13 protein-coding genes and 2 pseudogenes are annotated in these 10,721 nt (G+C 65.5%); 1 reads left to right on the forward strand and 14 read right to left on the reverse strand.

Translation table 11 applies throughout. The features are described from left to right. Positions 1 to 338 precede the first annotated feature (338 nt). The 14 genes and pseudogenes from MBTS_RS03070 to MBTS_RS03135 all read right to left on the reverse strand — a co-directional run bounded on the left by MBTS_RS03070 (position 339) and on the right by MBTS_RS03135 (position 9,070). Positions 339 to 590: a hypothetical protein gene (locus tag MBTS_RS03070; protein WP_056140953.1), complete on the reverse strand. Its 252-nt coding sequence runs from the start codon at positions 588 to 590 to the stop codon at positions 339 to 341. Between the two features lie 242 nt (positions 591 to 832). Next, positions 833 to 991: a hypothetical protein gene (locus MBTS_RS03075; RefSeq protein ID WP_018045471.1), complete on the reverse strand. Its 159-nt coding sequence runs from the start codon at positions 989 to 991 to the stop codon at positions 833 to 835. A gap of 570 nt (positions 992 to 1,561) precedes the next feature. Continuing rightward, positions 1,562 to 2,305, reverse strand: a pseudogene (locus MBTS_RS03080) (IS5 family transposase). 100 nt (positions 2,306 to 2,405) lie between these two features. Next, positions 2,406 to 2,541 (reverse strand): annotated as a pseudogene (locus tag MBTS_RS03085) (IS3 family transposase); the annotation flags it as partial. A gap of 171 nt (positions 2,542 to 2,712) precedes the next feature. Continuing rightward, positions 2,713 to 3,753 (reverse strand): sensor histidine kinase, encoded by a 1,041-nt coding sequence (locus MBTS_RS03090; protein WP_056140946.1) that lies wholly within the window; start codon positions 3,751 to 3,753, stop codon positions 2,713 to 2,715. A 6-nt stretch (positions 3,754 to 3,759) separates the two neighbouring features. Next, a complete protein-coding gene (locus MBTS_RS03095) occupies positions 3,760 to 4,344 on the reverse strand; it encodes a SpoIIE family protein phosphatase (RefSeq protein ID WP_192215060.1) in 585 nt (194 codons plus the stop codon). 10 nt (positions 4,345 to 4,354) lie between these two features. Further along, complete coding sequence (locus tag MBTS_RS03100; RefSeq protein WP_056140941.1) at positions 4,355 to 4,768, reverse strand: ATP-binding protein; 414 nt, start codon at positions 4,766 to 4,768, stop codon at positions 4,355 to 4,357. Then, positions 4,765 to 5,211 carry an ATP-binding protein gene (locus tag MBTS_RS03105; RefSeq protein ID WP_056140938.1) on the reverse strand — a complete coding sequence of 149 codons (447 nt, stop codon included), beginning with the start codon at positions 5,209 to 5,211 and terminating at the stop codon, positions 4,765 to 4,767. The genes MBTS_RS03100 and MBTS_RS03105 overlap by 4 nt, the downstream gene beginning before the upstream one ends. Next, entirely contained in the window at positions 5,189 to 5,578 is a 390-nt protein-coding gene (locus MBTS_RS03110) for an STAS domain-containing protein (RefSeq protein ID WP_056140934.1), read from the reverse strand. The genes MBTS_RS03105 and MBTS_RS03110 overlap by 23 nt, the downstream gene beginning before the upstream one ends. Beyond that, positions 5,578 to 6,420, reverse strand: coding sequence for an STAS domain-containing protein (locus MBTS_RS03115; RefSeq protein ID WP_056140930.1), 843 nt, complete (start codon positions 6,418 to 6,420; stop codon positions 5,578 to 5,580). The genes MBTS_RS03110 and MBTS_RS03115 overlap by 1 nt, the downstream gene beginning before the upstream one ends. A 118-nt stretch (positions 6,421 to 6,538) precedes the next feature. Beyond that, positions 6,539 to 6,916, reverse strand: a complete 378-nt coding sequence (locus MBTS_RS03120) for a response regulator (protein WP_056140927.1) — start codon at positions 6,914 to 6,916, stop codon at positions 6,539 to 6,541. Between the two features lie 196 nt (positions 6,917 to 7,112). Further along, positions 7,113 to 8,336 (reverse strand): methyl-accepting chemotaxis protein, encoded by a 1,224-nt coding sequence (locus MBTS_RS03125; protein WP_192215061.1) that lies wholly within the window; start codon positions 8,334 to 8,336, stop codon positions 7,113 to 7,115. A 2-nt stretch (positions 8,337 to 8,338) separates the two neighbouring features. Beyond that, positions 8,339 to 8,713 carry a response regulator gene (locus MBTS_RS03130; protein WP_056140921.1) on the reverse strand — a complete coding sequence of 125 codons (375 nt, stop codon included), beginning with the start codon at positions 8,711 to 8,713 and terminating at the stop codon, positions 8,339 to 8,341. Between the two features lie 105 nt (positions 8,714 to 8,818). Next, a complete protein-coding gene (locus MBTS_RS03135) occupies positions 8,819 to 9,070 on the reverse strand; it encodes a hypothetical protein (RefSeq protein ID WP_192215062.1) in 252 nt (83 codons plus the stop codon). 225 nt (positions 9,071 to 9,295) lie between these two features. On the opposite strand from MBTS_RS03135, the gene MBTS_RS03140 reads away from it, so the two are divergent. Continuing rightward, positions 9,296 to 10,647 (forward strand): IS3 family transposase gene (locus MBTS_RS03140; protein ID WP_192215063.1). Its coding sequence is split into 2 segments (ribosomal slippage): positions 9,296 to 9,632 and positions 9,632 to 10,647, totalling 1,353 coding nucleotides; the frame shifts between segments, so codons are not numbered across the junction. The last annotated feature ends 74 nt before the right edge of the window (positions 10,648 to 10,721 follow it).

The following is a 10,721-nucleotide window of genomic DNA, read 5'->3' on the forward strand; positions in this document are numbered from 1 at the left end:
GCTGCGACGACATAAGGCCCGGCGTAGCTCTCATCGAACCGCGGTCGGAACGTATCGGGATGGCCGTAGCCCGAAGCTGTCACGTCCTGTGCATGAGCTACTGGTGTCACCACGAGGGCAAGCGCCAGGGTGCATCCCGGCATCATCCATCTCAGCGTGGCCGACATACGAACCTCGTCGTATCGAGACGGACCTCGATAGACCGGCACGACGAGAATGATCGTGCCAAGGTGAAGTCTGATAGTAGGGGCGAGGGGTAAGGTGCGGCAGTCCCTAAGTAGCTGCAAGGCATCGAAGTCGACGCCCACATGCCGTCATCCGAAAGCGGAGGCATTGCCTCAGCGGCAAGTGGTGACACGGCGGACGATCCAGCCCTCGCCATCGACGAACAAGCGCTTGCGCGATTTGGTGCAAGCGAGAGTATCGTCCTCGGCCTCGACCGTCAGGGCTACCTTGCCAAGCTCCGCATCCCGGTGAGGAGTGCCGGTCGAGGATCCCTCAGTGCCAGGCATTGCCTCAGCGGAAAAGGAGGACACGCCGACGACGAGCGCAATGCCCATCGCACTGAAAAGCCTGAACCGTTTCGTCATCGCAACCCTGCCCGCGCTCCGTTTTACGAAGCACCATCCAGACCCAAGCCATTGCACTTACCGCAGCGCTTGGTCTGTAAATCGCGGGGGGGCGAAACGGTTGCGGCGCAATGAAGCGCCACACGCGAATAGTTGGGTTTGCCACACTGCTTGTGTGACATCACACCGTCACGATCGTGATTGCGCGTCGAGAAGCCTCTCTGCCGCCGCCGACGGCGCGCCCGAAATCCCGTGGTGTGGCTTCAATGCGCAGCGGTGACACTGAGCAGCGGCAGGGTCACGGCAAGTTCCGGGGCGCCGAGGATCCGGGGCGTCAGGGAGGGAAGGGCCAGGGCTGCGATGCCGAGGACGAGGGTCAAGCCGAGAAGAGACGTTTCGAGGCCGCGGTAGATCACATCCATTCCCACCTCCACCCTGCAGGGACGAGTGGATCATGAGCGGGAGTGGGTTAACCAATCCCTCACGTGTACTTCGCGGAAAGGAGACGTGGGATTGCCCCGTTTTTGTGAACACCAAAAACGCTTTCGCGTGAGGTGATTGTCCAAGGCCCAAGGGCCGCCCTCCATACCCCGCCGAGTTTCGCCGACAGATGGTCGAGTTGGTCCGCGCCGGCCATGATCCGAACGATCTGGCTCGCGAGTTCGAGCCATCCGCAACTGGGTTGCCGAGGCTGAGCGCAGCGGAGGACAGCGTGATGCAAAGCCACCGTCTGCCGACCCCAGCCTGACAGCGGACGAGTGCGATGAACTCGTCCGGCCACGGCGCGAGAACCGACAATTCAAGCTGGAGCGCGAACCGAAGGCTTGCGAGACAATATTCTCTCTCGCGCGACGGCTTGGTCTACTCGGGAGACCGGGGGTCTGCCGTCGGGGTCTTCCGGTTCATGAACGCGAATCAGGCCGACTGCCCGATCGCTGGCATGGCACGCGTGCTCGGTGTGTCGAAGGCGAAATACTAGGGTCTGGACTCAATCAGCACCAGAAGGCGATGACAGCGGCGAGTGCGACGGCGGAGGCATAGTTGCGGGCCATCTTGTCGTATCGGGTGGCGATACGACGGAAGTCTTTGAGGTGGCAGAAGGTGGCCTCGACGCGCCAGCGCTCGCGATAGCGGCGCTTGTCGTGGCGGATCTTGCATTTGCGTGGAATGATGGGGGTGATGCCCTTCTCCCGCAGATCGGCGCGCAGCCAGTCTGCGTCGTAGCCCTTGTCGGCGGTCAGGCGGCGGATACGGCCTGGGGCTTCGGCCAGCGCGTCCGGGGCTGTACGGACGTCGCTGGCGTTGCCGGATGTCCTCGGACGCCGGGGCGTCCGAGGACATCGGTGAGGGCGTGGATCTTGGTCGTCTGGCCCCCACGCGACGGGCCGATGGCCTGCGCTTTGCCCCCCCCTTTACCGCCGTGGGCGGAGCGATGCGCTTTGACGTAAGTGCTGTCGATGGCTGCCGCTTCGCCCAACCACCGAGCCTTGGCCATGGCGGCCAGCAAGGCCCGCCAGAAGCCACGCCGAGACCACCGGTTGAAGCGATTTGTAGACCGTGGTGCGCGGACCGTACTCCGCCGGGCAATCCTGCCAGCGGCAGCCTGAGATGAGCACATGCAGCATGCCCGAGATGATCTTCCGGTCGTCCTTGCGCTCGGGGCCGGGTTGGTTGACCGGCATGAACGGCCCGATCACCGCCCACGGCTCATCCGAAAGCCAGAACAGGTCCGCCATCATCGCCTCCATGCTGAAAGCCGCGGACGTGAATCACAAAACTGCAGCCGCAGCAATATCTTGGTTCGGTTCAGACCCTCGGCCCAGTTGCGCAACGCCTCGCCCGAGCCGCCGATCTTGGCCGCGATCGACTGCATCGCCAGCCATTGCGAGCCATGCTCGCCCTGGTGGTCGAAAACCATCCGCACGGCACGTTCGCGGACTTCGAGAGAATAGGGCGGGGATCGCTTCGTTATGGCTCCATCCTCTCACGAGGCAGAGCTTCCGGGAAAGCCGGAGCGGTTCACACGCCAACCGCGCCAGGCAAGGATTCTCTCCGCCTCAGACGCAGGGTCGCCGCATGGGACGACGACTTCCTCCGAGCCATCGTCACACAATGGAAAAACTCACCCGATTGCCCTGCGGCTTCACACGGCTGCGGGAAAAGATCTGCCGGATGAGATCGGGAGTTCGATCGAGACGGTCGTGCCGTGCCCCGGTTCCGAAGTGATCTGCATCGTGGCCGACCAATCCAGAATGATCCCCTTGACGATCGCGAGCCCGAGGCCGGTGCCTTTACCGCTCGCTTTCGTGGTGAAGTACGGATCGGCCGCGTGTGCGACCACGTCCGCCGACATGCCGTGGCCGTTGTCCATGACCGCGAGCCGCATCCACGGCCTCTGTCCGCCGAGCACACCCGAGGCGTCCGGCAGGTCACGGTAGATGCGATCCACTTCGACCGAGATCCGCGTCGCTCCGGCCTGCAGCGAATTTTGAACGAGGTTGAGCAGGATCTGGGTCAATTCTCCCGGCAAAGCGAGAACCCGGGATTCATGATCGCGGATCGTCACGTCGAGCGGCTGACGCAGGGCGGGCTGTAGGAAGTCGCAGGCCGTCGTCACGGCGGCACCGAACGCCAGGCTCTGCGGCGCGATCGTCTCGCGCCGGACATAGCTGAGGATGCCCTGGATGACGGTGACCGCCTGCTTGGCGCAGGATTCCACGATCTCGATATCGGCCCGTTCGGGCGGCTTCTTCGCGAGGTCGAGGAGCATGATCTCGGTCATGCCGCAGACGGGCTGGAGCAGGTTGTTGAGCTCGTGCGCCACCGAGGCCATGAGCTGCCCGAGGGTTTCGAGGCGCTGGCGGTCCCGCTCGGTCCTGTCCCGCTCCTGCTGCCGCTGCCGCTCGAGCAGGTCGATCTTGGTGCGATAGGCGATGGTCGACGAGATCATCAGCGCGCTGAGGCAGGCCGACATGCGCCGGATGATCTCCGGCTCGTTGATCGGCACCCCCTGGTCGGCCAGGGCGAGGGCCGCGCCCTCGTGCAGACCGGCGATCTCGTCGAGGGCGAAATCCTCCATGATCGCGTGGCGACCGAGCTCTTCGATGTCGAGGAGCGATGCCTCGGCGCAGGTCGCCACATGGCTGGCCATGCCCGTGGTGTATCGCTGGAGCAGCGCCTTCATGCCGTTTCATTCGCCGAAGGTGATGCACAGGACGGCGCAATCGTCGCTCTGGCGTCCGAGACTGGCCATGAGCTGCGCGGCGAGCCGCTCCGGATCTTCGTGCGGCACCGTCGGGTCGGTCCCGAGATCCACGGGCCGGAGTCCGTCGGTCCACAGGATCAGGAGATCGTCGCACGCGAAGGGCAGGTCGAGGGGTTTGAGGTGACGCAGCCCCGCCCCCACGATCCCCGGGGTTCCGTCGAAGCGGCGCGTGCGCGCGCCGAACAGAGCCCCCTGGATGTTTCCCACCGCGGCCACCGTGACGATCCTCGTGCCGGGATCGATCCGGACGAGGGCCGCGGCGGCGCCGCGGGTGTGGCGCATGGCCCGGTCGCCGGTCACGAGCCGCTGCGCCAGGTCGATCTCCGGCTGGCCCTCCAGCAGGGCGAGCAGGGTCTGGGCGGCACGATGGGCGTCCGGTCCGTGGCCGAGCCCATCGGCGATACAGGCCAGGGTCGCCGGCCCCTCGCGCCACCAGGAGACCTGATCGCCGCAGACGGTCTCCCCGGGATAGACCCGTGAGGCGGCCGCGATCCTCGGCCATTCCCTCATGACAGCCGCCTCATGGCCGCCGCATCGCGCAGACGATGCGCGTCCCGCGCCCGACCTCGGAGGTGATCGCGAACTCGTCCATCAGGCGACGGGTCCCGGGCAGCCCGCAGCCCAGTCCGCCGCGGGTCGAGTATCCGTCCTGCATGGCGAGGGCGATATCGGGGATGCCCGGCCCCTCGTCCTCGGCCACCACCTCGACCACGGCCGCTCCCGCCTCGCCCTGTGCTGTGAGGTGGATCAGACCGCCCCGCGCGGTGTGGAGCACGAGGTTCATGCCGAGCTCGGAGACCGCAGTCGCGATCCCGTGCGCCCGCACGGTCCCGAACCCGTGACGCAGGGCGAGGAGACGCGCCTTCTGCCGCGCCTCGACCACATCCATCTCGGACGTCACCCTGACGTCGAGCCTGTCCGGCTCCGGTTTCATCGGCGCCTCGCCATCGAGGCTTGGATCAGGGTGCGTCCCGGCCGCGTCTCCACCGACATGTGGTCCATCAGCTTGTGCACGGCGGGGAGGCCGAGGCCGAGTCCCCCTCCCGTGGAGTATCCGGGCATCATCGCATCGGCGATGTCGTCGATTCCCGGCCCGCTATCCTCCATCTCGATCACAATGCTCCGCTCCACGGGGGTCAGGCGGCTCACCACGCGGCATTCGCCGGTGCCGGCATAGGTCAGGATGTTGCGCGCCAGTTCGGAGACGACGGTGGCGAGGCGGGTCTGGTCGACGGTGCCGAAGCCGATCGCCGCAGCCGCGCCGCGGCTCGATTGCCGGGCGCGGAGGATGTCTTCCTGGACCCGGATCGGAATGACGCAGACAGTTTCGTCCCGCGTCACCGCATCGAGCGGGTCAGACCGTGGGGACTTCGTCATGGCGACCTCCGCGGGACGCTACCAGCCGGGCGACTTTCGCGACCCCGCCCTCGAGATCGAAGGCAGTCTCCATGTGGATCATGTTCTGGCCCATCTCGACTAGGGTCAGAGCCACGGCGGGCCGCATGCCGGCCAGGACGGCGATGCCGCCCATGATCGTCACCATCTTCGCCGTTTCGGAAAGCATTCGGGCCATGTACGAATCGACGACGTCCGCCGCGGTGATGTCGATGACGAGCCCGTCGGCCTTGCCCGCCTGGATCAGCGCCAGGGCGTCGATCTGGAGGTCCATCACCTGCTGATCCGTGAGATCGGATGGCAGCGAGGTCAGAAGGACCCGACCGAGCCGGAGAATGGGAACGCGCATCAGAAGGGGCTCCCGCTCATGCCCTGGTTCCGCTGGGCGAGGAGCCGGAAGGCTTCTGCCAGGCCCACCTGCAGGGTGCCCCTGGTGATCATGCTGGACAGATCGACATCGAGCTTGACCAGGGTCTGCGCCGCGTCCGGGCTGATGCCGGTGACGATCACCTGGGAGCCGAGCAGGCGGGCCGCCTCGACGGTCTTGGTCAGGTGCAGGGCGACGCGGCTGTCGATCAACGGCACCCCCGTGACGTCGAGGATCGCGATATGCGCTTCCTCCCGGGCGAGGGCCTCCAGCAGCCACTCCATCACCTGTCTGGCCCTCTGGGTGTCAATGATTCCCACCAAAGGCATCAGGATGATGTGACGCCAGATCGGAAGGGCCGGGGTCGCCATGTCCAGGAGCGCCCGGCCCTGACGCTGGATGATGTCCTCCCGCGTTTCGACGAAAGCCGCGAAGGTGACGAGTGCCAGCCTGTCGACCACCGCATCCACCCCGATCCGCATCCCGTCCCGGTCGCCGCCGACCTCCCGATCGAGAAGGTCCCGCGTGATGGTCTTCAGCGACATGATGAGGGTCGCGGTCTCCAGGGGGGTCAGCCCGTCGCGGGCACACGCGGCGCTGATCGTGGCGGCCTGGTCTTCGACGGGTTTGAAGAGGGGGCCGCCGAGATCGTGGTCGCCCGCGTTAAAATAGGCGACGAGCTTGTCGACCAGCATCCCCAGCTCGATCTTGAGCAACTGGAACGTGGCCGGCCGCGCCCCGGCCGCGCCGCCGGGAAGGCGTTCGAGCCATGCATCCAGGACCGCCCCGCGATTGTCGAGGATGATCTGTCCGATACTGTGCATGCGTTCCGCTTTCCTAAGCAGGTTCAGCAAAAGTGGTCACGGGTTTCGTGTCTGAAAACCCGTTACACTTCAAAGGCCCAAGTGAGGTGAAGCGTTGGCATCGCCAATGCTGACCTGTTCAGATGCGCGATCCGATGAGATCGGTGACGGCGGACAGGAGTTCCTGCATGCCGACGGGTTTCATGAGCACGCGGTCGGCGCCGGCCCGAGCAGCCTCTTCCATGGAGAAGACCTGCGGCGTCCGCGGAGCCCCCCCGGTGACCGCGATGATGGGCATGCCGCGGTGCTGGGCTTTCACCCAGGCGATCAGCGTCAGGCCGTCCCGGCCGGGCATCCACAGGTCGGTGACGAGGATGTCGAACGACTGGCTGGACAGGATCTGTTCCGCCGCGTCAGCGGAGTCACAGTCCCTGACCGTGTGACCGCCCCGTTCGAGAAAGCGCCGGATCGTCATCCGGACAACGGCGACGTCGTCGGTCAGTAGGATCGAGGCCATGGATCGATACTCTCACCGCATGTATCCGCTGATATGAGACGGCGATGAGTGGACCTCATCGCCGTCTGCCCGTGCGACCGGGCGGCGGGATTCTAAGCGGGGCGGCATTGGCAAGCCAACGCTTCACCTCGCTTAGGTCGTTGAAATGACGCAGGTTTTGTTACACAAAACCGGCGTCCGGTTTTGCCGGACCCGATCAGAACAACTCGATGTCGTTCCCGCGTTTCAATCTCGACCGGGGCGGAGACGGGCCTTCCGCCAGGGCCAGTTCGGCGAAGGCGACAGCATCTGGCCATGTCTCGGGGCGGGGATTGGAAAGATCCATCGCATCGAGATTCTTGCGGGCCGCCGCGAAGATTCCCTCGAGGTGCTGCAGCCGCTGTCGCGTGACGTCTTGAAACTGGATCGATCCGATGAGCTGCACGACGGGTTCGGCGATGCGGGCGCTCTCTTCCTGGACCTTCACCAACGTGTCCCTCTGGTGAGAGACCAGGCGTTCCATGTTCTCCGTCAGGCCCGAGATGGCCGTCGAGATCTTCGTGAGCTCGCCCCGCTCCCCTTCGATGCGCTGGCTGACCAGTGTGGCGAAGTTGTCCCGGATCGATTCGCGGAGACTGGCGAGGCCCTGGCTGATCCGGGTCGCGGTGGCTGCCGAGGCGTGGGACAGTTGCTTGACCTCGGCGGCCACTACCGCGAAGCCGCGACCGGCTTCGCCCGCGCGGGCCGCCTCGATCGTCGCGTTCAGGGCGAGCAGGTTGGTCTGACGGGCGATCGTCTGAACCCCGTCGATGGCGCGGGTCAGCTCCTCGGTGGTGTCGTCGAGGATTTCGAGACGCCGCTGGGATTCTTCGATATCGGAGTCGCGTTGCGCCAGGAATACGGTGATGAGGCGGCGGTTCTCGATCAACTGCTGATCGGTCTGATCCACGATCTCCATCACCCGGACGTTGGAACCCGACACGTCGAGGAAGGTCAGAAGATCGGTCATCGCGCCGTCCACGGCCTTCAGGCTCGACATGATGTCGAAGGCGGCGGCCTCCGTCTCCTCGGTCACCGACGCGGTGTCCTGCGACGCGCGCTCGAAGAGGCGGTCATAGGCCGTGAAATGGTCCGCCAGGGCCCCCGTCAGGTCGATTCGGGGCTCCGACACCACCGGTTCGGGTTCCGGCAGCGCGTCGGCCTCCGGCGCCGCCCCGGCATCCGGGGCGTCCTTCGCGGGTGGGGTCCGTTGCGAACCCAGCGACAGGCGCATCAGCGCGGTCGAACTCCAGGTCATGACGAAGCCGGCCACCGCGATCAGGGCTACGCCGGGCACCGGCCCGAAGGCCGCGGCGGCGATGGCGGAGAGGCACAAGGCAGCGAGCCCTGCGCAGAGCGGGCCGATCCATCTGGGAGAAAGCGTTCGACCCGCAAGCGACATGGTCACGCTCCGGGAACGAGCTGGCGGATCACGCCGAGCAATCCGTCGGAATCCACCGGCTTGACGATCCAGCCCGTGGCACCCGCGGATTTCGCCTCGTTGCGCTTGTCCTGCTGCGACTCGGTGGTCAACATCAGGATCGGCAGGAAGGCGAATCCGGGCAGCTTGCGAACCTTGCGGATCAGGTCGATGCCGTTCATCTCGCCCATGTTGAGGTCGGTGATGAGCAGGTTCGGCTTGGTGCCCGACTTCAACGTATCCAGGGCCTTCTCGCCGCTCGGTGCCTTGACCACAGTGAGGCCGGCCTTGGTCAGAATACCTTCGATGCTCAGCAGCATGGTCGGCGAGTCGTCGACAATCATGATCGTCGCGGCCATCCTAGTCTCCTCGGTGTAATGCTTGCGTTGGGGGATCGGATCGTGGCGCCGGGGCGCCGCGATCCGATCGGTGAAGGCTATGCCCGCGCGGGGCGCGGGTGGTTTTCAGGACGCCGCCCGGGAGGCCTGCAGGAACGGCATGACGATGCCGGCCAGCGTCGGATCGGCGGGCGGCGCGATGGTGACGCGCGGCGCGGCGGCGAGGACCTGGAGGAGGGCGGTGTGCATCCCCAGGCATGCGGTGAGCACGATCTTGGGCTGGCGCGGCTTGCGGAGGGCTTCCAGAAGCGTGAGCGCTTCCTCCACCGTGCAATGGCCCTCGAGATGGACGACGTTGCGCGCGATTCGGATCGGCATCACAGGAGCTCCTTGAGGTCGAGGACCAGGAGGACGCGGCCGTCGCCGAGGAGGGCCGTTCCGGAATAGCCGCCTATGCCGGTGAGGACGCCCTCGAGCGGCTTCAGGATCACGTCCATGCCTTCCCGGAAGTTGTCGATTGTCCGACGTCAGCACCTGTGGGACAGATTGAGGGTCTTCACGAACGGAGGATGGCTGGTTCATCGTAGCCCCTGAGGAGCGAAGATGAAGCAGACATCCGGACCGGCCAAGAAGCCGGCAGAAGCGGTGATCAAGGACATCCGTCGGGCCACACGTCGGCAGTTCTCGTCCGAGGAGAAGATCCGCGTGGTGCTGGAAGGCTTGCGTGGCGAGGACAGCATCGCCGAGCTTTGCCGACGTGAGGGGATCGCCGCCTCGATGTACTACGGCTGGTCCAAGGAGTTCCTGGAGGCTGGCAAGAAGCGCCTGTCCGGCGACACGGCTCGCGCGGCCACCACGGATGAGGTGCGGGACCTCCGTCGCGAGACGGGGGCGCTGAAGGAGGTCGTAGCTGATCTCGTCCTGGAGAACCGTCTGCTTAAAAAAAGCATGAGCGGGGCTGGGGGCGACGAGGCATGAGGTACCCGGCCCCCGAGAAGCTGGAGATCATCCGGCTCGTCGAGCAATCCCACCTGCCGGTGCGTGCCACCCTGGACAAGCTCGGCATCACCCGCTCGACGTTCTACCGCTGGTACGACGCCTACCAGCGCGGCGGCCCCGAGGCCTTGAATGACCATCCTTCGCAGCCAAGCCGGGTCTGGAACCGCCTACCTGCGGAGATCCGCGAGCAGATCGTTGCCTTGGCTCTGGAGCAGCCTGAACTCAGTCCGCGTGAGCTGGCAGTGCGCTTTACCGACGAGCGGCGCTACTTCGTCTCGGAAGCGACCGTCTACCGGTTGCTCAAGTCTCAGGACCTGATCACCAGCCCGGCCTATATCGTCATCAAGGCCGCCGACGAGTTCCGCGATAAGACCACCGCGCCCAACCAGCTTTGGCAGACGGACTTCACCTACCTGAAGGTCGTTGGCTGGGGCTGGTACTACCTGTCGACGGTCCTAGACGACTTCTCACGCTACATCGTCGCCTGGAAGCTGTGCACGACGATGCAGGCCAGCGACGTCACCGCTACACTCGATCTGGCGTTGAACGCGGCGGGCCTTGATCAGGCGCGGGTGATGCCGCGGCCACGCCTGCTCTCCGACAACGGGCCGAGCTACGTCGCCAGCGACCTGGCTGACTGGCTCGGCAGCCGGGGCATGACCCACATCCGCGGTGCGCCATGCCATCCGCAAACGCAGGGCAAGATCGAGCGTTGGCATCAGACGCTCAAGAACCGCATCCTGCTCGAACACGCCTACTTGCCCGGCGAGTTGGAGACGCAGGTTGCCGACTTCGTCGAACACTACAACCATGCCCGAGCCCATGAGAGCCTGAGCAACCTCACGCCCGCCGACGTCTACTTCGGACGCGGCGAAGGGATCCTGGCCGAGCGGGAACGCATCAAGCGCCAGACCCTCATGGATCGCCGCTTGCGCCATCACGCGCAGGCTGCCTAACCTCTCACCCCAGATGGACCAGAGCCTCCGCTCCTGAACACCGCTGAATGTCCCAAATCATCTGACGACGGACA

The organism is Methylobacterium bullatum (assembly GCF_014845095.1).
GTDB classification, from domain to species: domain Bacteria; phylum Pseudomonadota; class Alphaproteobacteria; order Rhizobiales; family Beijerinckiaceae; genus Methylobacterium; species Methylobacterium bullatum.

What these genes read in the sequence shown, in the direction of transcription:
- MBTS_RS03095 (WP_192215060.1), bottom strand. Translation starts at nt 4,344, where the DNA reads ATGAGGGAATGGCCGAGGATCGCGGCCGCCTCACGGGTCTATCCCGGG.
- MBTS_RS03120 (WP_056140927.1), bottom strand. Translation starts at nt 6,916, where the DNA reads ATGGCCTCGATCCTACTGACCGACGACGTCGCCGTTGTCCGGATGACG.
- MBTS_RS03075 (WP_018045471.1), bottom strand. Translation starts at nt 991, where the DNA reads ATGGATGTGATCTACCGCGGCCTCGAAACGTCTCTTCTCGGCTTGACC.
- MBTS_RS03100 (WP_056140941.1), bottom strand. Translation starts at nt 4,768, where the DNA reads ATGAAACCGGAGCCGGACAGGCTCGACGTCAGGGTGACGTCCGAGATG.
- MBTS_RS03110 (WP_056140934.1), bottom strand. Translation starts at nt 5,578, where the DNA reads ATGCGCGTTCCCATTCTCCGGCTCGGTCGGGTCCTTCTGACCTCGCTG.
- MBTS_RS03070 (WP_056140953.1), bottom strand. Translation starts at nt 590, where the DNA reads ATGACGAAACGGTTCAGGCTTTTCAGTGCGATGGGCATTGCGCTCGTC.
- MBTS_RS03090 (WP_056140946.1), bottom strand. Translation starts at nt 3,753, where the DNA reads ATGAAGGCGCTGCTCCAGCGATACACCACGGGCATGGCCAGCCATGTG.
- MBTS_RS03130 (WP_056140921.1), bottom strand. Translation starts at nt 8,713, where the DNA reads ATGGCCGCGACGATCATGATTGTCGACGACTCGCCGACCATGCTGCTG.
- MBTS_RS03115 (WP_056140930.1), bottom strand. Translation starts at nt 6,420, where the DNA reads ATGCACAGTATCGGACAGATCATCCTCGACAATCGCGGGGCGGTCCTG.
- MBTS_RS03135 (WP_192215062.1), bottom strand. Translation starts at nt 9,070, where the DNA reads ATGCCGATCCGAATCGCGCGCAACGTCGTCCATCTCGAGGGCCATTGC.
- MBTS_RS03125 (WP_192215061.1), bottom strand. Translation starts at nt 8,336, where the DNA reads ATGTCGCTTGCGGGTCGAACGCTTTCTCCCAGATGGATCGGCCCGCTC.
- MBTS_RS03105 (WP_056140938.1), bottom strand. Translation starts at nt 5,211, where the DNA reads ATGACGAAGTCCCCACGGTCTGACCCGCTCGATGCGGTGACGCGGGAC.